The 26,852-nt window shown below is 35.7% G+C and carries 24 protein-coding genes; 9 read left to right on the top strand and 15 right to left on the bottom strand.

Translation table 11 applies throughout. The features are described from left to right. Positions 1–637, top strand: a 637-nt coding sequence (locus tag GOQ16_RS02250) for an RNA-guided endonuclease TnpB family protein (RefSeq protein WP_160067477.1), incomplete at its 5' end; no start/stop codon positions are given. Positions 638–651: 14 nt separating this feature from the next. Beyond that, a complete protein-coding gene (locus GOQ16_RS02245) occupies positions 652–1,224 on the top strand; it encodes a 5-formyltetrahydrofolate cyclo-ligase (RefSeq protein ID WP_160067475.1) in 573 nt (190 codons plus the stop codon). A 49-nt stretch (positions 1,225–1,273) separates the two neighbouring features. On the opposite strand, the gene gluP is transcribed toward GOQ16_RS02245, so the two are convergent. The 4 genes from gluP to GOQ16_RS02225 form a co-directional block, all read right to left on the bottom strand. After that, entirely contained in the window at positions 1,274–2,584 is a 1,311-nt protein-coding gene (gene gluP / locus GOQ16_RS02240; protein WP_160067473.1) for a glucose/galactose MFS transporter, read from the bottom strand. 290 nt (positions 2,585–2,874) lie between these two features. Next, positions 2,875–3,297, bottom strand: a complete 423-nt coding sequence (locus GOQ16_RS02235; protein ID WP_160067471.1) for a hotdog fold thioesterase — start codon at positions 3,295–3,297, stop codon at positions 2,875–2,877. Next, entirely contained in the window at positions 3,294–3,812 is a 519-nt protein-coding gene (locus tag GOQ16_RS02230) for a DinB family protein (protein ID WP_149915367.1), read from the bottom strand. The genes GOQ16_RS02235 and GOQ16_RS02230 overlap by 4 nt, the downstream gene beginning before the upstream one ends. Then, on the bottom strand, positions 3,793–5,019 hold the full coding sequence (locus tag GOQ16_RS02225) for a sensor histidine kinase (RefSeq protein WP_160067469.1): 1,227 nt from the start codon (positions 5,017–5,019) through the stop codon (positions 3,793–3,795). Before GOQ16_RS02225 ends, GOQ16_RS02230 begins: the two co-directional genes overlap by 20 nt. A gap of 114 nt (positions 5,020–5,133) precedes the next feature. Here GOQ16_RS02225 and gltX point away from each other — a divergent pair, with 114 nt between their 5' ends. Next, positions 5,134–6,654 (top strand): glutamate--tRNA ligase, encoded by a 1,521-nt coding sequence (gltX, locus tag GOQ16_RS02220; protein ID WP_160067467.1) that lies wholly within the window; start codon positions 5,134–5,136, stop codon positions 6,652–6,654. A 139-nt stretch (positions 6,655–6,793) separates the two neighbouring features. Here gltX and GOQ16_RS02215 read toward each other — a convergent pair whose 3' ends face one another. Together GOQ16_RS02215 and GOQ16_RS02210 are read right to left on the bottom strand one after the other, a co-directional pair. Then, positions 6,794–7,789, bottom strand: coding sequence for a Kelch repeat-containing protein (locus GOQ16_RS02215; RefSeq protein ID WP_160067465.1), 996 nt, complete (start codon positions 7,787–7,789; stop codon positions 6,794–6,796). Between the two features lie 3 nt (positions 7,790–7,792). Beyond that, positions 7,793–9,157 carry a DUF4270 family protein gene (locus tag GOQ16_RS02210; RefSeq protein WP_160067463.1) on the bottom strand — a complete coding sequence of 455 codons (1,365 nt, stop codon included), beginning with the start codon at positions 9,155–9,157 and terminating at the stop codon, positions 7,793–7,795. Positions 9,158–9,402: 245 nt separating this feature from the next. Here GOQ16_RS02210 and pncA point away from each other — a divergent pair, with 245 nt between their 5' ends. Beyond that, a complete protein-coding gene (gene pncA / locus GOQ16_RS02205) occupies positions 9,403–9,993 on the top strand; it encodes a bifunctional nicotinamidase/pyrazinamidase (RefSeq protein ID WP_160067461.1) in 591 nt (196 codons plus the stop codon). Here pncA and GOQ16_RS02200 read toward each other — a convergent pair. Continuing rightward, positions 9,986–12,700 carry an outer membrane beta-barrel protein gene (locus GOQ16_RS02200; RefSeq protein ID WP_160067459.1) on the bottom strand — a complete coding sequence of 905 codons (2,715 nt, stop codon included), beginning with the start codon at positions 12,698–12,700 and terminating at the stop codon, positions 9,986–9,988. The two genes, pncA and GOQ16_RS02200, sit on opposite strands and share 8 nt — an antisense overlap. A 130-nt stretch (positions 12,701–12,830) precedes the next feature. Between GOQ16_RS02200 and GOQ16_RS02195 the strand changes: the two genes are divergently transcribed. From GOQ16_RS02195 to GOQ16_RS02180, 4 genes are all read left to right on the top strand, one after another. Further along, positions 12,831–13,373, top strand: coding sequence for a TetR/AcrR family transcriptional regulator (locus GOQ16_RS02195; RefSeq protein WP_160067457.1), 543 nt, complete (start codon positions 12,831–12,833; stop codon positions 13,371–13,373). Between the two features lie 98 nt (positions 13,374–13,471). Beyond that, complete coding sequence (locus GOQ16_RS02190; protein ID WP_160067455.1) at positions 13,472–15,175, top strand: glycoside hydrolase family 3 protein; 1,704 nt, start codon at positions 13,472–13,474, stop codon at positions 15,173–15,175. Between the two features lie 111 nt (positions 15,176–15,286). Continuing rightward, positions 15,287–16,714 carry an L-serine ammonia-lyase gene (locus tag GOQ16_RS02185; RefSeq protein ID WP_160067453.1) on the top strand — a complete coding sequence of 476 codons (1,428 nt, stop codon included), beginning with the start codon at positions 15,287–15,289 and terminating at the stop codon, positions 16,712–16,714. Positions 16,715–16,787: 73 nt separating this feature from the next. Further along, positions 16,788–17,636, top strand: a complete 849-nt coding sequence (locus GOQ16_RS02180; protein WP_160067451.1) for an MBL fold metallo-hydrolase — start codon at positions 16,788–16,790, stop codon at positions 17,634–17,636. Here GOQ16_RS02180 and lipB read toward each other — a convergent pair. The 8 genes from lipB to GOQ16_RS18080 all read right to left on the bottom strand — a co-directional run bounded on the left by lipB (position 17,618) and on the right by GOQ16_RS18080 (position 25,647). Continuing rightward, complete coding sequence (lipB, locus tag GOQ16_RS02175; RefSeq protein ID WP_149912751.1) at positions 17,618–18,313, bottom strand: lipoyl(octanoyl) transferase LipB; 696 nt, start codon at positions 18,311–18,313, stop codon at positions 17,618–17,620. The genes GOQ16_RS02180 and lipB overlap by 19 nt on opposite strands. Before the next feature lie 2 nt (positions 18,314–18,315). Further along, complete coding sequence (hflX, locus tag GOQ16_RS02170; RefSeq protein WP_149912752.1) at positions 18,316–19,509, bottom strand: GTPase HflX; 1,194 nt, start codon at positions 19,507–19,509, stop codon at positions 18,316–18,318. A gap of 147 nt (positions 19,510–19,656) precedes the next feature. After that, positions 19,657–20,982, bottom strand: coding sequence for a mechanosensitive ion channel family protein (locus GOQ16_RS02165; RefSeq protein ID WP_160067449.1), 1,326 nt, complete (start codon positions 20,980–20,982; stop codon positions 19,657–19,659). A 50-nt stretch (positions 20,983–21,032) separates the two neighbouring features. Further along, on the bottom strand, positions 21,033–23,138 hold the full coding sequence (recG, locus tag GOQ16_RS02160) for an ATP-dependent DNA helicase RecG (protein WP_160067447.1): 2,106 nt from the start codon (positions 23,136–23,138) through the stop codon (positions 21,033–21,035). A gap of 51 nt (positions 23,139–23,189) precedes the next feature. Further along, the gene (locus tag GOQ16_RS02155) at positions 23,190–23,864 is read right to left on the bottom strand and encodes a hypothetical protein (RefSeq protein ID WP_160067445.1); all 675 of its coding nucleotides are present in this window, start codon (positions 23,862–23,864) and stop codon (positions 23,190–23,192) included. 119 nt (positions 23,865–23,983) lie between these two features. Beyond that, complete coding sequence (locus GOQ16_RS02150; RefSeq protein WP_160067443.1) at positions 23,984–24,979, bottom strand: hypothetical protein; 996 nt, start codon at positions 24,977–24,979, stop codon at positions 23,984–23,986. A gap of 162 nt (positions 24,980–25,141) precedes the next feature. Then, complete coding sequence (locus tag GOQ16_RS02145) at positions 25,142–25,528, bottom strand: RidA family protein (RefSeq protein WP_160067441.1); 387 nt, start codon at positions 25,526–25,528, stop codon at positions 25,142–25,144. Between the two features lie 2 nt (positions 25,529–25,530). Next, on the bottom strand, positions 25,531–25,647 hold the full coding sequence (locus GOQ16_RS18080; RefSeq protein WP_317131674.1) for a DUF6728 family protein: 117 nt from the start codon (positions 25,645–25,647) through the stop codon (positions 25,531–25,533). Positions 25,648–25,729: 82 nt separating this feature from the next. Here GOQ16_RS18080 and nagA point away from each other — a divergent pair, with 82 nt between their 5' ends. Continuing rightward, positions 25,730–26,842, top strand: a complete 1,113-nt coding sequence (gene nagA, locus GOQ16_RS02140) for an N-acetylglucosamine-6-phosphate deacetylase (RefSeq protein WP_160067439.1) — start codon at positions 25,730–25,732, stop codon at positions 26,840–26,842. The last annotated feature ends 10 nt before the right edge of the window (positions 26,843–26,852 follow it).

Here is a 26,852-nt window from a genome sequence, read left to right as displayed (position 1 = left end):
AAAAGACTTTGCTATTACTTCTGATGGTGTCAAATTCAAGAACAACAAATACACAAAACAATATGAAAAAGAATTAGCGAAAGCACAAAAACATCTTTCTCGTAAGACAAAAGGCAGTAATTCGTTTGAAAGACAAAGACGAAAAACAGCAAGACTTCACGAGAAGATAACCAACTCACGAATGGATAACTTACATAAGGTATCCCACCAATTAGTTTCTAACTACGATATAATTGCATTAGAAGATTTGAATGTGAAAGGTATGGTCAAAAACCATAAACTTTCAAAACATATTTCTGATGCAAGTTGGGGAACTTTCGTTAGGTTGCTTGAATACAAGGCTGATTGGAACGATAAACAGATTGTAAAAATCAATCGCTTCTATCCATCAAGTAAAACCTGCTGTGAGTGCGGTTGGATAAATCAAGACTTAAATCTTTCAATAAGAGAATGGACTTGCAAAAATGGACACGTTTTAGACCGTGATTTAAACGCTGCAAAAAACATTCTGAAAGAAGGATTAAAAATAATATCGTCAGGAACTGGCGATTACACGGGCGGAGACTCAAATAAGACTTTGACAACAAAGCACAAGTCTGTGAAGCCCGAAGCCCATTTGTCTTTAGCAAATGGGTAGTTCACTGAGCTGATATGACAAAAGACCAATTGCGCAAAGAATACAAACAGCGTCGGAATGCATTGAATTTAGAAGAAAAAGCTTCTTTTGATCAACAAATATTTGAGCATTTAAAACACTTCGATTGGTCGCTGTATAATTATATCCATGTGTATTTGTCTATGCAGAAATTTAACGAACCCGATACAGCAGAGTTTATTACTTGGTTAAGTAAATATTATCCAGAAATGAATTTAGTTATATCGAAATCTGATTTTAGCACAGGAGAAATGCATAATTATGTGCTGAATAATTTAACAGTTCTAGCAGAAAATAATTGGGGAATTCTGGAGCCAATGAATGGTGAACTGGTAGAGGAAGAGAAAATTGATTTTGTCTTAGTGCCGTTACTAGTAGTTGATATTGATGGTAATAGAGTTGGATACGGAAAAGGCTTTTACGACCGCTTCTTAGCTAAATGTAGAGCAGACGTGAAATGCTATGGAATTAGTTATTTTGAGCCTGTAGAGGAGATTACAGATGTAGGAGAGTGGGATGTTAAACTGAATGGTTGTATAACGCCTAATAAGGTTTATACTTTTTCCTAAAAAATGCCTTAGATTTTATTTTCTAAGGCATTTCTATATATAAGGATATTTAGGCTTTTTTACCAACCTTATGTCCCCAAGTTGCAAAGTATAAAATGTACAAATACGGTGGAACCATCGCTACTAAGAATGCCATTTGGAAATTCATTCCTACTGTATCTTTCAAAAATCCGTAAAGCAAAGGCCAAATAGCACCACCTGCAATACCCATGACCATCACAGCAGAGGCCGTTTTCGTAAATCTACCCAAGCCTTTAATTCCAAGAGGGAAAATAGCAGGCCACAATAATGCATTGGCAACACCTAATAAAGCTAATGCAATGTATGATGTCAATCCAGTGGTGAATACCGAGAATACAGTTAACCCAATACCTACGAAAGTACATATGCGTAAAGCATATTGTTGTGATACATATTTAGGAATTGCTACGATACCAATGAAATAACCTAAAAGCATGCATGCAAGAGTAAATGCAGTACCATATTTAACGAAAAATTCTGGTAGACTCAACTGATGTCCATATGTACCTATGATATCACCAGCCATTACTTCTACAGCTACAGTTGCGAAAATTGCTAATGAACCTAAGAATAAGTGTGGGAAGTCAAAGATACTTTTCTTTTTGTCAGCAGGGCTTGCTGCTAGCTCTGCTTCATCTTCTTTATCTACATCAACTGGTGGCATTTTAACCAATTTGATTACAAGAGCAAACAAACAAACTACGACAGCTAAAATGATATATAATGTGTCTACACGGCTTAATAATGAATCAAACAAGGCATCTTTCTCGGCTCCTTCTGGTAAAGTTTGAATCTTTGCAGAGATCTCTGCTGAACCTTTTAATAATATACCTCCTAAAATAAAAGGAACAATGATTCCAGCACCTTTATTAAATACGCCAGCGATTGCGATACGCTGTGCAGCACTATCAATTGGTCCAATAATACTTAAATAAGGGTTCACTGCAGTTTGCATTAAAGCCATAGCAGAACCTTGTACAAAAATACCAAGCAAAAATAAATTGTAGCTTCCTTGGTGAGCTGCTGGTATAAAAATTAGGGAACCAACACCTAATAAAATTAAACTTAAAATAAGACCATTTTCGAAGCCTGTCTTTTTTATAATCCAAGAGCTAGGTAAGGCTAAGAAGAAGTACGCAATATAAGATGCAAACAATACAAAAAAAGCTTGCAAATCAGAATCTAGACTGAATGCTAATTTAACAAACGGAATAAGGGCACCATTTGCCCACGTAAAAAATCCTAAAATGAAAAAAAGAAGACAACAAATTGCCATAGGCAAGAAGGCCGTCTTTTGTGGCGCATTTCCTAAGGCGCTAGAGGAAGATGTTGAAGACATACTATAAATTTATTTACTTAATTGTTTTTGAAACTTCTTGTTCAGGTAATATGATTATTTCACGGTTTACAAAGTCAAGTTTCTATTACAAGACTAATAAAATTTAATGGATTACAGAAAAAAAAATATTCAATCAAACGGTTGTTCTTTTTAAATTTTATAATAAATGTTTAATAAAAGAGCGACTTCGTGGGGCGAAGTCGCTCTAAAAACCTAAACCGTATCATATTACCAAATGAATGGTACTTAAATCCTTAACAATGCAGCATGTAAAAAGTTTTAACATATATCTATTTTTTTACAATTGCTACTGTTAACCGCGATATACATATTAGGCGATTTTTCTCATCCAGAATTTTTATATCCCACACATGTGTGCTTCGACCAATATGAATTGGAGTACAATTCGCTTCCAAATTACGGCCTAATTTGCCTGGTCGAAGGTGATTCGCGTTGACTTCTAGCCCAACAGCATTGTGCGTATCTGTATTAATAATTAATGCGGAGGCAACACTTCCGACCGATTCCGCTAAGACCACCGATGCACCGCCATGCAATATACCGTAGGGCTGCAATACTTTTTCAGTTATAGGCATACTTGCATGTAGTGATTCTGGTGTAATCTTGCTAGCTCTGATATCCAAAAAACCTGTCATATAGCGAGAAAACAACACATTAATGTCTTCTAATTGATGTTCCTTGCTCCAAATCATGATTTTTCATTAAGATATTTTTGTTGCAGAATGAATTTATGGTGATTTAAATGTCCAGCAATAACATAAATAAAAGCTAAAACGCTAATTAATCTGTCAGACGCCATACCTTTGCGCGAAAGCTCAGTTTCGTTGAATGTTTTGAATAAAGCAATATTTGCACGACGTAAATTAACAAATTCTTCAATAATGCTTTCCATTTCCCGTTCATTGTGCCTTCCAAAAGTGACGAATTCGTCTTGTTCAAAAGAAGCCAAAGCTGTCATATCATTTCGCGCGAAACGCAATGCTCTATAGGACATCACACGTTCGGTATCAATGATATGGCAGAGAATTTCTTTTACTGTCCATTTACCCTCAGCATAACTGTATAGTTCTTTTTCTTTTGGAATATTAGTGATGAATGTTGGGAATGATTCAAGTTGGTTCTTGAGTTCTTCTAGTACATCACCATGTACATTTTCAATATAATCTTCGTAAATAGCTGGATAATCGTCAGACTTGAGTAGGTTCATAATTTAAATTACTTTTAAGTATTATTCTAAATGTCGTGCCTTTTCCGATTTCGGATTCTTTCACAAAAATATGGCCTCTATGGTAGCGCACCATTCTTTTGGTCAAACTAAGCCCTAGACCCCATCCACGTTGTCTAGTGGTAAATCCAGGTTGGAAAATTGCTTCAAAATTTGATTTCGGTATTCCTTTACCAGTATCACTAATGTCAATAAAAATTTCCTCTTTCGCAATATTTTCTTTAATATCAATAGTTATATTTCCTTCGGTATCAATGGCATTGACAGCATTTTTAAGTAGATTTTCGATGATCCAATCAAATAATGGCACATTCATTTTTGCTTCTACATGGTTGTCACCTGTAAGTTGAAATGTTATTTTTTCACTTGTGCGTATTTTAAAATATTGCACAAAGTTATCTATTACCTCGTAAACGTTATGGTTGGTAAGAATTGGTCTGGACCCTATTTTGGAAAATCGATCGGCAACAATTTCCAAGCGGGTAACATCTCTTTCCATTTCGTTGACAACTTGGTCATCTTCTGCATCGAATTTCATTTTGATAAGTTCAATCCAACCCATCAAAGAAGATATAGGAGTCCCTAATTGATGCGCAGCCTCTTTTGCCATTCCCACCCAGACTAAGTTTTGCTCGGATTTACGTATCGAATTGAACACATAATATGCGAATATTAAGAAAATAGCGATTAGAGATAGTTGTATATAGGGGAATATGCGAAGATTCCGTAAAGCTTTGGATTCATGATAATAGACTGACCATTTTTCGCCGTTTTCTAAAGTCAAATGAATAGGGGCATGAGCGCGTTTCATATCATTTAACTCTTTTTGGAAATAATGAGGGTCATAAACCACATTAGTCTTTAAGGAGTCTTCTAAATGTATATTAGTTTTGGTAGAATCTAAATCACGCCAAAAGATGATATTATCTTTTTCATCAGTTATAATAGCTGGTAAAGTAAGGCTATCTCGTACTGCATACACGAAACTGATAAACTCATCATCGACATCGGGCATTGTCATAATACTTCGTGTACTCATTGCCCAAACCTCAGCTTTAGTTCGTTCGGATTTAGAAAGACTCTTGACTAAATAATTGCTATACAATAACGATGCGATTCCGATCACAGCGGCAAAGAGCAGCAACAGTATTTTCCAGGCTTGTTTTGAATTGTATTGATATGGGTTCATGCCAGATTTAAAATCTATTACAAAATAAGTATTTTATTCAACATTTTAAGTTTATTTGACTTGCTAGGGTAGTTCTAATTCATTTATTAAATGATAAATAAGTAATTTTGTGGAATGAGTTCACAACAAAAAGTAAGAGTGCGTTTCGCACCGAGTCCTACAGGAGGATTGCATTTGGGTGGTGTAAGAACTGCCTTGTTCAATTATTTATTTGCTAGACATCACCAAGGTGAATTTATTTTAAGAATTGAAGATACTGATCAGACACGTTTTGTGGCTGGTGCTGAAGAATATATTAACGAGTGTCTTGCTTGGTGTGGTATTTCACCTGATGAAAGCCCGTCACAGCCTGGTGCATTCGGACCATATCGCCAAAGTGAACGCAAACCTTCCTATCGTCAGTATGCTGAGCAATTGGTAGCTAATGGACATGCTTATTATGCTTTTGATACTGCGGAGGAATTAGATGCGCAGCGTCAATTATATCCTAATTTTAGGTATTCACACGAAAACAGAATGAGCTTGCGTAATTCTTTGAGTCTTTCGGCTGAAGAAACAAAGGCTTTGTTGGATGTGGGCACACCTCATACGATTCGTATCAAGATGCCAGAAGACGAAGTAGTTTCTTTTGATGATATGATTCGTGGTCGTGTTTCTTTTGAGACTAAATTGATTGACGACAAAGTATTATTAAAGGCTGATGGGATGCCAACGTATCACTTAGCTGTCGTTGTTGATGATAAGGCTATGGAGATTTCTCATATTTTCCGAGGAGAAGAATGGTTGCCTTCTGCTCCAGTACATTTGTTGTTGTGGGAATACTTAGGATGGAAAGATCAAGAACCGCAATGGGCGCATTTGCCGTTGATATTGAAACCTGATGGAAATGGTAAATTAAGTAAGCGTGATGGCGATCGTTTGGGATTCCCTGTGTATGCGATGAATTGGACAGACCCTAAATCAGGAGATTTGACCAAAGGTTTCCGTGAATTGGGATTCTTGCCAGAAGCATTTGTAAATATGCTAGGTGTTTTGGGATGGAACGATGGGACCGAGCAAGAATTATTTTCAATTGAAGAACTAATTTCGAAATTCTCAGTAGATCGCATTAGTAAGAGCGGAGCTAAGTTTGATTTTGAGAAGGCAAAATGGTTCAACCACGAGTGGATTAAGAAAGCGGATAATGCGGAATTGTTGCCTCAAATCCAGGAAGTCTTAACACAAAATAATGTTTCTACTATAGATGAAGCATATTTAACTACCGTATTGACAGCTGTAAAAGAAAGATTAACTTACGTATCGGACTTTTGGGGTCAAGCATCATTTTTCTTTGAAGAGCCAACACAATACGATGTCGACGCAGTGAAACCTAAGTGGAATGCAGATAAGACAGCATTTTTTGAAAATATTATTTCAGAATTTGAAAATCAAACGGATTGGACAGCTGTATCATTAGATCCATTCTTCAAGGGTAAAGTTGCTGAATCTGGGATGAAAATCGGTGAATTGATGATGCCATATCGTATAATGTTAGTAGGAGGTAAGTTTGGTCCTGATGTCTTTTTAATCACTGAATTATTAGGAAAAGAACAAGTGGTTTCGCGTATCAAGAGAGCTTTGGAGTTATTTAAATAGAATAATATTTAGATACTATCTAAAAGGATGGAACATATTAATTATGTTCCATTTTTTTTATAAAAATATATTCAATAATATATTAAAAAAGGCTTTGCAACTGAATGCAAAGCCTTTTCATATTCTTAAATTTTATAGATTATCTAACTGGAGTAAATACCCAGTTGTCGTCAAATTTCATTGAACCATTAGCACCAGTTGCTAAATATCCTTTACCACCAATTGAATAGGTTACAGCACCATCTCTAGCGTTTTGCGGAAGAGCTTGGTGTTTACTTTCCCATTTTCTCGCAGCTGGATCATATTTCCATACTGTGTTCAATGAAGCATTCTTCTTTCCACCTACTACATATCCAAAATTACCAATTACAAATGCAGAAGCACCTTGGCGTGTTAAATCATACGTGTTGTCAGTATCCCTTAGAGGCGCTTCATCGCTCCATTTCGTACCATCAAATGAATAGAAGTCTTCAGGATATTGGTTGTTATCAAAACCACCACCTACATATGCTTTATTTCCAATAACAAATGCAAAAGCGTTTACACGTTTTTGTTTGAACTCTGATCCTACAGGTTCCCATTTGTCAGCTGCTGCATCATACTTCCAAAAATCTTTTAATGTTTTTTGAGTTTTAGTGGCACCTAACCCAACGTAAGCTTGGTTTCCTAATGTAAATGCAACAGCACCATAGCGTGCTTCAGCATTAGCTGGCAATGAAGCAATTTGAGTCCAAGTATTTGTTGAAGGATTATATTTATAAAAATCTTTCAATACTTCTGTTCCATCATAACCCAATCCTACATAACCGTGTTGACCAATAGCAAAACCTACTGCACCATTACGAGCAGCACCTGGGAAATCTGCAATACGTTTCCACACATTGTTTTCGAAAGACCATGCATCTTTCGTTCTTTCATTTGTTGTTAAAATACCAGTAGCTAAAAATCCTTTATTATCAATCTGAAATGAAGCAGCATTACTTCTTGGGTCACCATCGAAAGCAGATGCTCTAACCCATTCAGTAGGACCGTTGTCAGTAGTGTTATCGTTGTCTTCGTCTTTTTTACAAGAATTAAATGCTGAAAGTGTAAAAGCACAGGCTAAAACAATACATAGCCAATTTTTCTTATTCATAAATTATTTGAATTTAGTATATACAATGTTTAATTTAATCTTTGGTTTTCCATTTTCCGTTGCGATTTTAGCCGTATTGACAGTGCTAAATATGCTTGGAGATACAGTTGTTATTAATAAGTCAGTATCAATATATTGATTTGAATTTATATTCTTCAAATAATCAATTAAGTTAAATACATATTTTCCATTTTCACCCACATCATTTCCTGCGATATATCCTGCCTGTTGAATTGTAGTGCTAAATGGTGTTGGAACAAAATTTATTGGTAAACCATTTTTGTTAGTCACCATTAACATTAAGCTCGAAGGAGCGTAATAGGCACCATAATTTAAAGATTCTGTCTCAACAAATAATTCTGCCTTATTAACGCTTATGTTTTCATTACTCATAAACTCTTTAAGCGATGGCATTTTTATTTTTGTTACTAGACCAGAGCCAGATTGTATGTAAGCTTTTTTGTCCGTGTGCTCAAATGTTAATTCTCTATTATTAGCATTTAAATTAGCGAATGGCGTTCCCGATCGATCGAATTCAATGTTATTGAATTGAAAATTAGGAGAGCTATTTACAATAACTTTTTTACCTGTTACTTTAAATCCATCAGAACCAATGTATGAATAATTGATTTGAATATTCAATGTATCATTAAATCCAATCATTGCAGTATTGTTCTCACCTGGAACTATAACAATACCTTTTAAATAGCTTTGAAAAGCTTCTAGGTTATTAACATTAAAGTCGTTGGTGTTGATTTTATCAAAGATATCTTTACCAAAAGTGTCATCAATTCTTACACTTAGTGTATCCATTGAACGAACGTATGGTCTGAATGTTGTTGTGCCCAGTGCATTTGATTCGTAATTGAATTTCTTGTCTCCAAAAATAGTAGGTCCAGTTACATAAATTGGTGCATTATAGCTATCAATTGAGGTTAGGATGTTTTGAGTGACAATTTCTTGCGTTACTTTATGAATAGAAATTTGTTGATTTTGCGTAGTATCACCATAATAATATTTTGAAGCATTTGGCTTCAAAACAACATTTACGGAATCAAACACTGCATTCTCTGGAATATTATCGGTGTATGAATCAAGTGATAGCTTTAAGTATGAAGATGATTTTACCGATCCCAAATCATTGATATTAACCTTACCCACTAACACCGCTCCAGTAGCAGAGGCAGGCATATAGTTTAGCTGATAAGCAGATGTACTAACAGTGAAAGAGTCAATGAAAGTTACAGCAATGTTTTCGTCTATTTCATCTAGAGAAATACTAATCTCTTTATTACAACTACCCAAAAGAAGTAATGCAGAAAAGATAGACAGAAAATTAAAATATTTAAATTGTAAAAATTGACTCATATATATTAGTTGACATGCAAATGTAAGTATTACCTACTGTTAAATGTGTTATAATATGTTAAATATCTACGCTATATAGATACGAGGTGCAAATCTAATAATTTAATTTTGTTTTACTGATTCGAAAAACCATAAAAAGCACCTTTATAACACGTTAATATAAGTTAGTTTGCTACATTGTCATAAAGCTAAAATAGACATAAGAAGCTAATTAAAGTTTATATATTTATTTTAAAATTTACACTATGAAAGCTCTAATTATAGTCGATCTTCAAAATGATTTCTTACCAGGTGGTGCATTAGAAGTTTCCAATGGAGACGAAATAATTTCTATAATAAATAGAATAATTCCTAATTACGAACTCGTTGTAGCTACACAAGATTGGCATCCTGCTAATCACAAAAGTTTTGCTGATATGCACGCGGGACACCAAATATTTGATGTCATCGATTGGAATGGATACCCTCAAACGCTGTGGCCAAATCATTGTGTACAAGGAACTGAAGGTGCTGAATTGTCGAAATTGTTAGATACAAATTCAATTCAAGCAATATTTAGAAAAGGGTTAGATAAAAAAGTAGATAGCTATAGCGGTTTTTTTGATAACCAACGCATCAGAAATACTGGTTTGCATGGGTATTTGCAGGATAAAAAAGTTTCGGAAGTGCATATCTGCGGACTGGCGGCAGATTTTTGTGTTTACTTCACCGCGATGGATGCTTTAGATTTAGGATATAAGACTGCTATTATTTCAAAAGGAACAAAGGCTATCGATAAGGATGCTTATATGAAAAAGAAGGAAACGTTTTTACAAAAAGGAGGACTATTTATTTAAATATATTAGTAGTACCAAACTTTCTTAAATTGTATGTAAAAGATAACAGAAAATACCGATTCAAAGTGTTTGACGACACATCAGAAATGTTATTTTCCGTAACACGTCTACTAATATTTTGTGCTTTATTGAGTAAATCAAAACCTTTCAAGGTTATTTCACCATTGTTGTTTTTAAATAGTTTTTTCCCAATTGAAGCGTTCCATATCATAGTTTCGATATTCGGGTAATCCAATATTCCACCATTGTTTAAGTACATGAGATTACTCGTGAAAACTATATTTTTGATTGGTTCTATCGAAATATTATTACTAAATCGGTGATTTAGAACATGATAACGTGCTGTCTGTGTCATGATATTGGATGTCTCACGCCCATCAATATGGTAGGATAATCCGATAATATATCTCTTTGAAAATTTAGAATTCAACCCAACACTTTGTCCATATCCAAATGTCTTGTTTTTGATCGGTAAATCATTGATTTCAGCCAATTCGTTGTTTAGATATAACCTTGTATTTAGATTGATGTTAATTTTTAATTTCTCGATAGGAGCGCCGTAACTATTATTAAGTCGAACAGCGTATGCGCCATCCGTATTGATAGGTCGGATATACTGGCCACCTGCGCCAAGTCGAACATCTTCAAAAAGAAAAATACTACTATCTGTTTGTAATATGCTATTTATAATTTTGTCTTGAGTATATTCAAAGTTCACATTGGTCGTCAATGATCTACCTGTTTTTCTATTTACATCTTTGTATTGTAATCGAACGTTATGCGCGTATTCTTGATTTAAATTTGGATTACCATTGGTGATACGCAATTCATTTTGGTTATTGATGAAATCTTGTATTTGATTAATGGAAGGCGTATTGGTTTGCGTATTGTAATTGAATTCCAACTCCTTCGTTCGTGAAAACTTATATTTTGCGGATAGATCTGGGAGAAAGCTGTAAAAATCTGCTACAGTCTTCAGGTTAATAGGAACTATTCTATCGTTTTTGCGGACGCCATGCTGATATTGAAAGCCAACCTGAAATCTAATGGAATCTTTCAGTGCATAAATGTAAGACATTCCAGCGCTGTGGTAATTGAAATCATTACGAAATTCATTGGATAGACGATCTCTCAATTCTCCCGATTGACCTGTTTCTGCCAGAAAATCATACGTTTCCCGATTGGAATAAGAAGCATTATTTCGAAAATTATATTGCGCTTGTAATCTGCTGTATTGAGATATACTTTCTGTAAATGATATTCTGCTATTAACTCCTGACCCATACCCATTTGTCGAACTGGTGTTATTGTTTGTGTCAAGTCTGTTCAAAAGTGCATTTCTGTAATATTCGGTTACGGCTAGATTTAATGCATGAGCATCATTGGAATTTTTATTTGCGCTGGCATTGACTGATACTGTTCTGCCTTGTTTCTTAAATTTCAGCATATAGGTGAAAGATGCACCGTAACTCAAATTATTATTATCACCATTAGAAGATCGAACGGATTTATTAATTGGGCTTTCGCTTACATTGATCGTGTTAAAATCTGTGGCGCTCTCGCGTTTGCTATATGAATATCGAATATTTGGCGTGAAGTCAAGCCTATTGGTCGAATCGATTTGCCATTTTAATCTTCCGTTTAGCACATGTTCTGTGTTGTTTGCGTCTGATAATTGGTTTTGTGTTCTGAATTGATTGGCTTGCCCTTCGGATAAATACTGAATATTGGATAAGGAATTCGTTACCGTTGTAGATGAATTGAAATTATAATCTGAGCTCAATTCCATGTTGGTTTTTGGATAGACATTGCTGAAGGTAATTGCACCAGCGTAAGTATCTGATAGCCCTCGGTCGGTGTTATTATTGCCTCTTCTGGCTCCACCTCGACCTTGTTCTCCAAAATTGGTTTCATTTATATTATTTGCTAATAAATTAATCGCATATTTCTTGTCTTTATTGAAGCTGTTTGTTGAAGAATTGATAGAAAATTTATTGCTATTGCCTTTACTTACTGCAGATTTCCCAAAGAAGCCCACTTTTTTGTCGGGTTTGGTTACTATATTTATGACTTTATTTCTCTTTCCATCGTCAAATCCTGAAAATCTCGCTTGCTCAGATTTTTCATCTATGAGTTGGATTTTAGCAATGATATCAGCAGGGAGGGTTTTAAGAGCAATCTTAGGATCTGAACTAAAAAATTCTTTTCCATCGATGATTATCCGTGTTACTTGTTCTCCATGTGCTGTGACATTACCGTCTTCATCAATCAAAACACCTGGAATTTGTGACACGACCTCGTCTGCATCAGCAAATTCGCGTGCTACAAATTTGTTGGCATCGTATTCCATGGTATCTCCCTTTAAAATAACAGCAGGCGATGCACTAATTACTACTTCATCGATACCAATATTATCTGTTTCCAAGTGAATACGTATAGTTTCGTTTTTCGAAGAAGTGATTTGCAGCGGAGTTATTTTCTGTTGAAATCCCAATGCTTGAATACTAATTTTGTAGTTACCTGTTTTTAAGTTGTTAAACAGAAAATTGCCTAATTTATCGGAAGAGGTTGATTGAATTATTGAGTTTTGATTAATTGGAATTAGTTGCACAGTAGCTCCCATTATTGCCGTCGAATCTGCGCCATTCACGATACGTCCACTAATCTTTTGCTGCGCATAAGATGAATATGCGAGTGCTAATAACAAAAATATAAGCAGTTGTTTGATAAAGAGTTTCACTGTAGAAATTAGGTATATGATACAATATTAGTTTAAAGTCGTTAAACTTCAAATATTGTATCAAAATAGATATATTTGCTTGATTGTTCGTGTTTATATGAAAAGTTCCCTGTTAAGTAGAAAAGAGAAGATTTTGGAGGCGGCTTTAGTGTTGTTTGCCAAAAATGGTTATGCTGATACATCAACAAAAGAAATCGCAGCAAATGCTGGTGTTTCCGAGGCGCTTATTTTTAAACATTTTGGGAATAAGGATACCTTATTGGCGCATCTTATTAAATCGGGCTACCGTCGCGTATTACAACATCATCGCGGGATGATGACGTATAAAAGTGCAAAGGACTTTTTGAAAAATATGATTTTCTTACCTAGCAAATTAGTATCCGATGAGCCTATGTTTTGGAAATTGCAAGAGCGTCTATCGCATATCCCATTTTCAAAATCACAACATGAACAATTTATGAAGCCTGTACATTCCATTATTATTCGGGCTTTTAAAGAATTGGGCTACGCCAATCCCGAAATTGAGGCGCAGTATTTGCTATTGGTAATCGATATGTTGTGGAAAAAGGAGGCTTGCGGTGAAATCGAAAATTCCTTAGACTTAGCCTTGCTCTTAGAGCAAAAATATCAATTGATATAATGCGTTTTTGTGCGTTTTGCTGTAACAATTTTGCACAAACATTGAATTCTCGAAATATTATTATATTTTCGTGCATATATACTTATAAATAAAACATTATGCTGAAACCTATTTTAGCTTTTTCGCTAGCTCTTTTGACTTCATATGGAGCAATGGCGCAGAAAAGACCTGATTTTGTGAAATTTATCAATAGCGATCACAAATGGGTCGATTCAGTATTTAATAGTCTAACTCCAAAAGAACGTATTGGTCAATTGTTTTTAGTTCGTGCACACACGAATTTGGGTCAAAAATTTATTGATTCAGTTGGCACTGTCGTTAAAAATGAGCAGGTTGGAGGATTAGTTGTTTTTCAGGGTGGTCCTGTTCGTCACATAGACATGATTAACAATTACCAGAAAGTATCTAAAGTTCCTTTATTGGTTACCATTGATGGGGAATGGGGATTAGGAATGCGTTTACCGGATTCAACACAATCTTTTCCGTATCAAATGACTTTAGGCGCATTGCAAGATAACTCATTAATATATGATATGGGTCGTGATGCAGCTAAAGATTTTTTGCGTGTAGGTATTCATTTCAATTTTGCGCCAACGGTAGATATCAATAACAATCCTAAAAATCCTGTGATTGGATTTCGTTCATTCGGTGATAACAAGGAAAACGTAACTGTAAAATCTGCAGCTTACATGAAAGGTATGATTGACGGTGGCGTATTGGCATCTATCAAACATTTTCCAGGTCATGGCGATACAGACGTAGACTCACATTACGATCTACCAAAGCTTGGTTTTACACGTCAGCGTTTAGATGAATTGGAAATCTATCCTTTCAAAGAGTTAATTAAGCAAGGAGCATCAGCGGTAATGGTTGGTCACATGGACATTCCAGCACTGGACAATACACCAAATTTACCTTCTTCTATTTCTAAGAAAGTTGTTACAGATTTATTGAGAAATGAGTTAGGGTTCAAAGGATTAACTGTAACTGATGCGATGAATATGAAAGGTGTTACGAAGTTTTTTCCGAATGGAGAAGCAGATATTTTAGCTATTGAAGCTGGACATGATTTGTTAGAACTTTCAGAAAATAGTGCGCGTGCAATTGCTTTAGTTGTGAAATCAATTCAAAGTGGTCGATTGAAACAAGCGGATATTGATGCACGTGTTAAAAGAATTTTAGCTGCTAAATTGTGGTTAGGATTAGATAAATACGCACCAGCTAGTAGAGGTAGAGTTTTTGAAGATTTAAATAGACCAGAGACAAAGTCATTGATTCAACGTATGGCTGATGCTTCGGTTACGGTATTGAAATCTAATCGCCGTATCCAATCTTTCGATTCTAAAAAAGAAACTGTAGTAGTAAGTGTAGGTATCAATGAGGCACAAGACTTTGAAAAAGGTTTGGCTTCCAGATTGACAAATGTAAAAAACATTTACATTACGGGTAAAGAAACGGAGTCACAATTAGCAGATTTAGTAAAGGAAGTAAGAGGCCACGAGCAAATTATTTTGGCTATCCATGATAATAGATCACGTCCAAGACCTACGCTGGATTTTTCGGATGACGTGAAAACTTTCATTGACAAAATCGCTGGACGTCGTACTATCACGGTAATGTTGACAAACCCGTATGCGTTGACTTCTGTGAAAGTTGACCGCAGTGCATCTATTGTTATGGGGTATCAAAATGAAGCTTTCATGCAAAGAGCTGCAGTGAAAGTGGTTTTAAAAGACATTAAATCAAAAGGTAAATTGCCAGTAACAATAGGCAAAAACTTTACTTATGGTAAAGGTCTGTAATTAGCCCGGGATCATAAATATAATAGCCAAGTTGAAATATCAGCTTGGCTTTTTTTTGTCATTTATAATCCTAACTTTGCTTGAAATTATAATACAAAAATTCAGTTGATTATGGCATCAGAGCAAATTTCTGTTTTCGACATGTTCAAAATAGGTATAGGTCCTTCTAGTTCACATACCTTGGGACCTTGGCGTGCTGCACAGCGTTTTGTAAATAAGTTGGAGGAAGTGGGTGCTCTTGATCAAGTCGTGCAAATTACTGTTTTGTTGTATGGTTCTCTTGCGAAGACTGGAGTAGGTCACGGTACTGATATTGCTATCTTACTGGGTTTGAGCGGAGATGATCCTGTTACTTTTGACGTCAATCAGGTCTTACCAAAGGTGGAGCATATTAAATCCAGCAATTCACTGGTTATTGGTGGTAAGAAAACTATTACATTTAATTATACGGAGCAATTACTTTTTTTATTTGACCAGAGCTTACCTTTTCATCCCAATGCCGTTACTTTTCAAGCCTTTCTGAATAATGGAAAAGCTATTTCAGAAACATATTATTCTATTGGTGGCGGTTTCGTTGTGCAAGAAAATGATTCAGCATCGGTGTTGAGTGAGGTAGAATTACCTTTTCCTATAGATACAGCGCAGCAATTGATTAGTGCATGTATGCGCACAGGTCTGAAGATCTCGGAATTGGTCATGGAAAATGAATTGTCGTGGCGTCCAGAAGAGGAAACACGTAAAGGTATTCTAAATATTTTCCAAGTCATTAAAGAATGTATCTATAAAGGCTGTCATACCGAAGGGATATTGCCCGGAGGTTTGAATGTCGAAAGAAGAGCAGCGAAATTGAATAAGAGAATGCTAAAAGGTCGTACTTATTCGGATTACGATTCCTGGCTTGAAGCTATACGTGCTGGAGGTAAAGATTTTGGCTACATTTTAGATTGCGTCAGCTGCTTTGCATTGGCTGTTAATGAAGAAAATGCTTCTTTTGGTCGTGTGGTAACAGCGCCTACTAATGGTGCTTCTGGAGTAATTCCTGCGGTGTTGCAATATTTCGTTGCGTTCTATGATGCTTATGACGATAATAAGATCATTCAATTCATTGCGACAGCTTCCGAAATAGGTTCGATATTCAAAAAAGGTGCGACAATTTCCGCAGCAATGGGTGGTTGTCAGGCTGAAATTGGCGTTTCCTCAGCTATGGCCGCAGGTGCATTGACGGAATGTTTAGGCGGTTCCCAAAGACAAGTACTGATGGCTGCAGAAATAGCTATGGAGCATCATCTCGGATTAACTTGTGATCCAATCGGTGGGCTAGTGCAAGTTCCTTGTATTGAACGAAATACCATGGGTGCTATCAAAGCTATTACAGCCGCACAATTAGCTTTACAATCGAATCCTGATAAAGCAAAAGTAAGTTTGGATGCTGTTGTGAGTACCATGTGGGAAACTGCGCAGGATATGAATGTGAAATACAAAGAAACTGCAGATGGTGGATTAGCGGTCAAAGTTCCATTGAGCTTGCCTGAATGTTAATTTTGCACTCTTTAAAAAATTCAAGGCTCTTGTCTCATTTGGCAAGAGCTTTTTCTTTACCTTTGTTCCCGATATGAAATACTGCTCAATTGCTTCTGGATCTAACGGGAATTGCTACTATGTTGCTAAAGGAGACGATGCGGTATTAATTGATATTGGCATCAATACGAAGCATGTATTGATTCGCATGGAACGACTGGGGATCGACCCAAGCAGCATCAAAGCTATTTTCATCACGCATGAACATACCGACCATATACGCGGTCTATCTGTTTTTAGTAAGCGTTTTCAGATTCCAGTTTATCTTACAAAGGGAAGTTACGAGGGATCGAAGCTGCATATGCCTGAACATTTAATAAATTTCATTCAACCTAATGAACGCATGTCAATTGGTGAACTTACTGTTATCGGAATTCCTAAATATCATGACGCTAAAGAGCCTTGCAGTTTTGTGGTAACAGATGGAGCAGTGAATGTCAGTATTCTAACGGATTTGGGTAGGGGGTGTGACAATGTGAAGAATGTTATCCAACATTCGGATGTGTTATTGTTGGAAAGTAATTTTGATGAAGAAATGTTGCAAAATGGACGATATTCTTATTTTTTAAAAAATAGAATACGTAGCGGGTGGGGGCATATTTCTAACGCTTCAGCCTTAGAATTGCTTCTTGAAAATCGTTCTCCGCGATTGAAACATTTGATTTTAGGCCATCTTTCAGGACAAAATAATACAGTAGAATTAGTCGATTCTGTATTTAGACCACATTGTGAAGGTATACAGTTCTCTATAGCAACACGTACTGAAGAAACTCCAATTTATCAGATTTCTGAACATAAAGAAATCAAAGTAGCTTCAACATCGATTTATGTCCAAACTACTTTGACTTATAGTGAAACAGAGGTTTATACTAGTTCCATGTGAAAAAGGTCAGCAATATGATTCTTTAACTTTTCTTTCACTTCTACCATATCAAGCTTTTTCCCTAATTCTCGTTCCATGGAAGTGACGTCCTTATCATCAATTCCACAAGGAATAATATTTCCGAAATAATTCAAATCCGCATTCACATTAAAAGCAAAGCCATGCATGGTAACCCAGCGTGAGGCACGTACGCCCATCGCACAAATTTTGCGTGCTTTGTCGTTGTCTGCATCCAGCCAAACTCCCGTAAAACCTTCATAACGTCCAGATTGAATCCCATAATCTGCTAATGTTAAAATTATTGCTTCTTCCAAAGTTCGCAGATAAAGATGAATATCTGTGAAGAAATTGTCTAAATCCAAGATTGGATAACCTACAATTTGTCCAGGACCATGATACGTAATATCACCACCACGGTTAATTTTGTAGAATTTGGCTTCTTTTTCTTTTAATCCTTCTTCATCCAATAGTAAATATTCTTCATGACCACTTTTTCCTAAAGTATACACATGTGGATGCTCCGTAAAGATTAAATAATTCGGTGTCGGATTTTGTAAATTATTTGTTCTATTATCTTGCTTTATAGCTAAAGTTTCGGAAAATACCTTCTCTTGTCTATCCCACGCCTCTTGGTAATCCACCAATCCCCAATCTATAAATTGTACTTTTTTGTTCATTATTAATACAACAAATTATTATACGGATAACGTGCATTGTGCATTTTAGAGATTATCTCGTAAAGCTTTTCTTTAAATTCTTCGATGTTGGTTTTGTTCGTAGCAGATAAGAAAATCGCAGGATCCGAATTTTTAGCCATCCAAGAATTTCTAAAATCATCCAACGTCACTTTGATTTCCTCGCCGTTTTCGTCGACTTCGACAGCTGGTTTAAATGCATCTATCTTATTAAAAACAGTGATAGTAGGTTTATCTAGCGCATTAATGTCTTTCAACGTTTCGTTTACCGCTATAATATGATCTTCAAAGTTCGGATGTGAAATATCCACCACATGAATCAAAACATCAGCTTCACGCACTTCATCCAATGTCGATTTGAAAGATTCTACCAAATGATGCGGTAATTTGCGAATAAATCCAACAGTATCTGATAACAAGAATGGAAGATTATCAATTACTACTTTGCGTACAGTAGTATCCAATGTTGCAAAAAGTTTGTTTTCGATATAAACCTCAGCCTTTGAAATCATATTCAAAATGGTCGATTTTCCGACGTTAGTATAACCAACTAAGGCAACACGAATCATGTCGCCACGATTTTTGCGTTGCGTAGCGTTTTGCTTATCGATGGTTTTCAGTTTTTCTTTTAGCAAGGAAATCTTATCCAAAATGATACGTCTATCCGTCTCAATCTGTGATTCACCAGGACCACGCATACCGATACCACCACGCTGACGTTCCAAGTGGGTCCACATACGTGTTAATCTTGGGTATAAGTATTGCAACTGCGCTAATTCAACTTGCGTTTTTGCTTGTGCTGTCTGTGCGTGGCTCGCGAAAATATCCAAAATTAAACTCGAGCGGTCTAATATTTTACGTTTCAATTCACGCTCAATATTACGCAATTGCGAAGGTGTCAGTTCATCGTCAAAAATGACCATATCCACCTCTTCTGCTTCAGCATATTCCCTGATGTCTTCTAATTTTCCTGTTCCCACAAAAGTAGCATGTTCTGGTTTCTGCAATTTTTGCGTGAATACTTTTACAGTTTCCGCACCTGCAGTTTGAACCAAAAACTCCAATTCCGTCAAGTAATCTTGAGCCATTTGATCGGATACATCAGGCGTAATTACCGACACTAAAATAGCTGTTTCTTTCTTGGGTGCTGTATCTACTAATTTGAATCTTTTCGACATAAATATTTTTTAAACTGATATTAGAACAATGAACTCAAAATTACGCTCTTGTCCTAACATATGATAAACAAAGATAGTTTTTTAGATGGCAATAAATAAAAATGTAGACGCTAATCCTTGCCGTAATAAATCTTAGATATTAACAACTTAGTTGATAATATGTTTATCGAAATTTGGTAATTGCGTTACTCTAGCCCTTAAATCATCCGAAGCTGGAAGTTCAAATATCTCCAAGTGAAAGAATTTAATAGCAGCGAATATATGATCGAACAAATCCGCCATTACGCCTTCATAGTACAACCACTCTGTTCCTTGAGTAAAAGCATATACCTCCAGTGGTAATCCATGCTCCGTAGGCGCTAGATGACGCACCATCAGCGGATATTCTTTGTGAATATTCTTGTTATTCCTTAAATAAGCTTCGATATATGCTCTAAATAAACCGATATTCGTAATTCTGCGTCCATTTACTTTTACGCTTTCGTCTACGTCATGTAAGGCATTGTATCTTGCAATTTCTTCCTCTCGGGTACTTATAAAATCTCTTAGCAAATGAATTTTCTTTAGCTCTTCAATTTCATTGGAATTCAAATAGCGAATAGAAGATATCTTGATGAAAATAGCACGCTTAATTCTTCTACCACCTGACTGCTGCATACCCCGGTAATTTTTGAAGGAGTCGCTTAGTAAAGCGTGAGTAGGAAGTGTGACAATGGTTTTGTCGAAGTTTTGAACTTTCACATTATTCAAATTTATTTGAACAACACTGCCATCAGCACCATATTTTTGCATTTCAATCCAGTCCCCTACACGCACAGAATCATTCGCAGAAACTTGAATACTCGCCACGAAGCCCAAAATCGTGTCCTTGAAAACCAACATCAAAATAGCTGAAGCTGCACCTAAGGAAACCAAAAATGACCAGGGCGAATTGCCTGTAATGATTGAAAATGAAACAGTGAATACAACAAATATTAAGAAAATCTGAATAACCTGTAAATAACTATCAAGGGGTTTGTCAAAAAATGCTTTAGAGGTTTTTAATATGTCTCGAAGCGTTTTTAGTAAAGCATTTGAAAGTTTGTAAACAGCAACAACCACAATTATACCTAAAGATTTAATTAGAATCTCTCGAAACGAGTTAAAGCCGATAAATAAATGTGGTACAGTTTGCTGAGCTATGATGATTAATACTAAATGACTAAAATCATCTAAGACTTTATTATCCAGTAATTTATCATCCCAAATTGTCTTTGAACTACTGATGATTTTAATAAATAAAGTTTTAAGAACTTTTCTAAAAATAAAATCTGTAATGAGCAAAATAATGACAACGCTTACTAATAAAGTGATTGTAGTCAGTATGTGTGTTAATTTGTTCGTGCCACCAAGATAAATGAGTGTATTAAAAATTTCTTGGTATAAATCACTAATTTGCTCGGACGCAATATTCGATAAATCGGGGTTTTCCATAAGTAATGCAAATATACAGAAATACCTACTTTCGAATTGAAACACTAATGTCAGGAAATTTTATCCCAAGAAATACCTAGATTGCGCTGATTTAAGTAATTCAATAAAATCTGATTTTCTGAAAGAGATAGATTTGGATCAGTTTTAAAGATTTCGATGACAGAATTTCGGGCTTCTGCTAAGATTTTTTGATCTTTTGCCAAATCCGCAATTTTCATGTCCAGTACGCCTGATTGCTGTGTACCTGAAATATCACCTGGGCCTCGTAACTCTAAGTCCACTTCTGCAATTTCAAAGCCATCATTTGTGCGCACCATGGTTTCCAATCGTGTACGTCCTTCTTTACTCAACTTATTGCCCGACATGAGAATACAAAACGACTGTTCAGCGCCACGACCAACACGACCACGCAATTGGTGCAACTGTGATAAGCCAAATCTTTCGGAATTCTCTATGACCATCACAGAAGCATTCGGAACATTTACCCCAACTTCAATTACAGTTGTAGCTACCATGATCTGCGTTTCGCCTTTTACGAAGCGTTGCATTTCAAAATCTTTATCCTTCACTGGCATTTTGCCATGCACAATACTGATTTTAAATTGTGGCAGCGGAAATTCCTTTTGTAAGCTTTCTAAACCTGCTTCTAGATTCAATAAATCAAGCTTTTCACTTTCTTTTATCAACGGATAAACGATGTACACCTGTCTACCTTTGGCAATCTCTTCGCGCATAAACCCAAAAACACGCAGTCGCTGATTTTCGAAAAAATGAACAGTTTTAATTGGTTTACGACCCGCTGGCAATTCGTCAATAATAGAAATATCCAAATCCCCGTACAGCGTCATCGCCAAAGTTCGTGGAATCGGCGTGGCTGTCATCACCAACATATGTGGTGGAATCGTGTTTTTGCGCCATAATTTTGCGCGCTGTTCTACACCAAAACGATGCTGCTCATCGATCACCACAAAACCTATATTCTTGAATTTTACTTTATCTTCAATCAAGGCATGTGTTCCAATTAAAATATCTAATGTGCCTTCTTCCAGCTCTTGGTGGATTATTCGACGTTCTTTCGTAGTAGTGGAGCCGGTAAGCAATTTGATATTGCAAATATCCTCACCTAACAATTCCTTCAACCCATTGTAATGCTGTGTAGCTAGAATTTCTGTGGGTGCCATCATACAGGCTTGATAGCCGTTATCAATTGCAATCAACATACTCATCAGCGCGACAACAGTCTTTCCTGAACCAACATCCCCTTGCACCAAGCGATTCATTTGCGCACCTGTATTGGTGTCAATACGAATTTCTTTGACTACACGTTTCTGTGCATTTGTGAGTGGAAATGGTAATCTGGTATTGAAAAAAGTATTAAATTTTTCGCCGACTTTATCGAAACGATGGCCTTTATATTTTTGCGTATTTAGCTGTTTGTTGCGTAATAATCGAAGTTGAATAAAGAATAATTCTTCAAATTTCATTCGTCGAATAGCAGCATTCAAATCATCCACATTTTGTGGAAAATGAATGGAAAGTAAAGCTTTTGGATAGGGTAAAAGATTGTGTTTATCGACCAAATAGTCAGGCAATGTTTCTCTAAAACTTCTGTATGTAGTTTCAAGTGCCGTTTGTTGCAATCGTTGAATTCCCTTTGTGTCAAGATTGAATTTCTTCAATTTTTCTGTTGAAGAATAGACGGGCTGCATTGTCAGATTACCGATTTTCTTCTCTTGCGAATTGTACAATTCGATTTCGGGATGTGTAATGGAAATCTGACCATTAAATTCCGTTGGTTTTCCGTAGATAATATAAGCAGCCCCAACTTTTAAGCTTTTCTGTAAAAAAGTCACGCTTTGAAACCAAACCAATTCCATAGAGCCAGTGTCGTCTTTGAAAATGCCCACAAGTCGTTTTGCTTTTTTTTCACCAACTTCTTTCAGCTGAATCAATCGTCCTAAAACCTGAGCCCCAAACAAATCGGGATGCAGTTGACGAATCTTGTGGAATTTGGTGCGGTCAATATAGCGAAAAGGATAATATTGCAATAAATCGCCAATAGTAAATAGCTGCAACTCTTTTTTGAGTACATCGGCCTTTTGCGGACCTACACCTTTGAGGTATTCTATGGGAGTAATTAAAGATAAATCAGCCATTCCTAAGAATGGCTAAATTACAAAAAATATTATAGTGTGTTTTGTTGGATTTTATTCAAACTCTGCTATCGCTTTATTGTTTTCGCATTTTACTACGATTTTATCTGTAGTATCAAATTCTTTTTCCTTTCCTTCAGATCTTAATTTTCTTACAATAGCTTGATTATAAGTGTTTACTTTGTAATTAAAATTGGTATCTCCTTTTTTTAGAGCAATAGCTTCTACAGATTCTTCTGTCAACAATGTTATGCCCAGCCAATCATTTGGATTGTTGCATGAAGTGTTATCATAATGTTTTTTAATATCATCGTATAATTTTGCCATTTCAACTTGAAGCTCTTCTGAGTTTAGTTCTTGTAGATAAACTATTTTAGATTTTCCTTCTTTACAATCTATTCTTACAGGATAAAGATCTGCGCACAACATTGAGATAGTACTGTAATAACCTGATTCTTTTAATTTTTTATGATAGTACTCATATTCGTTTAATAGCTTATCGAATTTTGCGTCATCACTTTTGTGTACTAGTACATAAGAAGTACATGTGTACTCTTTTATGGGTTTAATTGAAATATTTGGCATATCAGCACACGTATACTTGTCAGAGAGACTTACTAATTTGTTGTAGGTTTCTGTAGTTTTCTGTTGCCAATATTCTTGTGTTTTTTCTTCTTTTTTGCAACTTAATATTGTGAATAATAGTACGGAAATTAATAGTTGTTTCATAATGGGCAGTTTATAATTCTAAAATAGAACGGATCGAAAATATATTCCGTTACAATTATAAATAGTGAGAGTCATTCCTAAAAATGGCTCTCACTAAATGATACTATTATAAATTGGGATTAGTTTAAGTTATTAATAATATTAACCAAGTTGGATTTTGAAGTAATATCTAGGTCGGATTCAGAGATATTAATTACACCATTGGCAACAATAGTTACTTTTTTGATTGCGTATATTAATGATCCATTGCTTTCAGAAGTGAAGATCACATGAAGATTTAGACCAACTGGGATGTAACCGTAATGCTCGCTAAAGTATTTCTCAACTGAATCATATGTATCCAAACGTGCTAAGACATTTCGCTCACCTTCATATGAAAGGTATACCGCGGCATTTGACATGTTATATTGTGCCGGAACAGTAACTTTGATTTGAGTTTTTGGTCTAGCGTCATTGTAGAAACGATCTACATTTGTCAAGCCAAATTCTGAAGCCCAAACATGGTAAGTTGCAGATTCTGTATTTACATTAATACCTGCTTCTTTACCTTGGCCTCCAGCATCACGCTTCACTTCATCCCAAGCAAGTTCTCCGTCTTCATCAATATTACCCCTCCAAAGTTTCATGTCTTGGTCTATTACACCAGTAAGTGCCGCTGGAATATCAACAAAGAATGGACATCCTGATCTTAATTTTTGATTTCCTTTAGTTACTCCAATATTAAATTGACCGCCAGTCACCAATGGTAATAATTCTCCGGTGCTATTTTTACCCATCAATGGTTTGTTTGTAGCAGCCATATTGCCGCGGTCATACATTTCTACAAAGGAAAGGTTCACATCACCAGACACCACATTTCCACTGTTGTCTCGTAGACAGTTAGGTGAGATTCTTATTTCTGTTCCTTTATCTGTTTCAAAAGTAATTCCATCTTCAGCTTTAAAAGATTTGGTGATTGTAATGTCTGCTAATGCATTTTTGCGAAGATCAGCGAAGCCTACAGCAGATGGGTTTGCCAGTAATGATACAGATTCTGTTTCATTTTTGCAGGAAGAGAATGTAATAGTTGCACAAGCTACAAGTGCAAATAATTTTGAGTTTAATTTCGTTTTCATACTATTGAATTTTAAATGTTTTACAATCAGTTTCAATAGTATATCAACAGGTTTATTTTTTTGTTACCAGGGAAGAAAAGATTTTTTTAGAAAAAGGAGAAAAAAATAAAAAAGCTGCTTTGGTATTGAAACAAAGCAGCTCTTCAGAAATGTATTTTTTGTTTATGCTTTCCAAGCAATTACAGAGATTTCTACATTTACATTTTTTGGTAATGTCTTCACCGCTACGCACTCACGCGCAGGTTGATTTGTTGTAAAGTATTGCGCATAAATTTCATTCACAGCAGCAAAATCACCCATATCGCTTAGAAAGATAGAAGCTTTCACCACATCTTCGAAAGCATATCCTGCTTCTGTTAGAATGGCTTGGATATTTTTAAACACTTGGTGTGTTTCGTCCTGAATTCCTGTATTAATTAATTCCATCGTTTCTGGAATCAAAGGAATCTGTCCGGATACGAATAATGTTTTATCTGCTTTTATGGCTTGATTGTAAGGGCCAATAGCTGCAGGCGCTTTGACTGTATTGATAATAACTTTTTGTGACATGATTATTTGTCTATAAATATTTTATAAATAATTCCGAGTAGAAATAAAATGATTGCAATCGCGTTGATAATATACATCACGCGAATGGAAGTTGGTTTTGTATTGTCCGCTTTTTTCATTTCTAAGACTATGATTTGTCTAAGTTACAATCCAACAGGTGTAAATACAAATTCCAAAAGCTTTTAGTATTATTGCAAAATTATGAAAAGCAAAATTGCATTAACCAATGGTATTATTTATACAGGTAATAATACTTTTATTAACAAAGCATTACTAATCGAGGACGAGAAGATATCAGCTATAGTAGAAGATGATGCTATTCCTGCCGATTATGAAAAAATTGATGTAGAAGGCAAAAATATCTGTTCTGGCTTGATTGACTTGCAAATATATGGTACTGGAGATCAGCTGTATTCAGCAGAATTAACAATCGAGTCTATACATCAAATTGAAAAATTGCTTTTAAGACAAGGTTGTACCTCATTTTACCTGACCTTAGCTACCAATACCATCGATCTTTTTAAAAAAGCTATTAAAGTTTATCAAACTGCTGAACCAAAAGTCTCTTTGGGATTGCATCTGGAAGGTCCGTTTCTTAATCCAAGTAAACGAGGGGCGCATCCAGCAGAGTTGATTAAAGAAGCTACATTGCCAATTTTGGAAGATCTTTTAGCTGATCATAATGGAGCTGTTCAGATGATGACTGTTGCGCCTGAGTTGATGCAAGATGAATGTATGGCATACCTGCAAGCAGAAAATATATTGTTAAGTGCAGGACACAGTAACGCAACTTTAGAAGAGGCAAAATTATCCTTTGATAAAGGAATAAAAACTGTTACACATCTTTGGAACGCCATGTCTCCACTTCACCACCGTAATGTCGGATTGCCAGGAGCGACGTATACACACTCGTTTGTTAACGCTTCTATAATTGTCGATGGAATTCATGTGGATTATGAAGCTGTAAAGATTAGTAAAGAAATGATGAAAGAACGTCTTTTCTTGATTACTGACGCAGTAGCGAAATGTGAGAAAGATATTTATCACCATATTTTGAACGGAGATCACTATGTTTTGCCAGATGGTACGCTTTCAGGTTCGGCGCTTACTATGCTTAAAGCAGTGCAAAATTGTGTTCAAAAAGTCAATATTCCGTTAGATGAAGCTTTAAGAATGGCTACATTATATCCGGCTAATTTAATTGATCGTCGAGATTTAGGACGTTTGGATGAAGGATCAGTAGCAAATGTGCTAGTATTTGATGCAGATTTCAATGTCGATGCGGTTTATTTCAAAGGTAAAGTAGTAGAATAATCTTTGAACG

The organism is Sphingobacterium bovisgrunnientis, from assembly GCF_009829085.1.
GTDB lineage: Bacteria > Bacteroidota > Bacteroidia > Sphingobacteriales > Sphingobacteriaceae > Sphingobacterium > Sphingobacterium bovisgrunnientis.
Note: the sequence above shows the minus strand (reverse complement) of the source record. Positions and strands in the feature narration are given on the sequence as shown.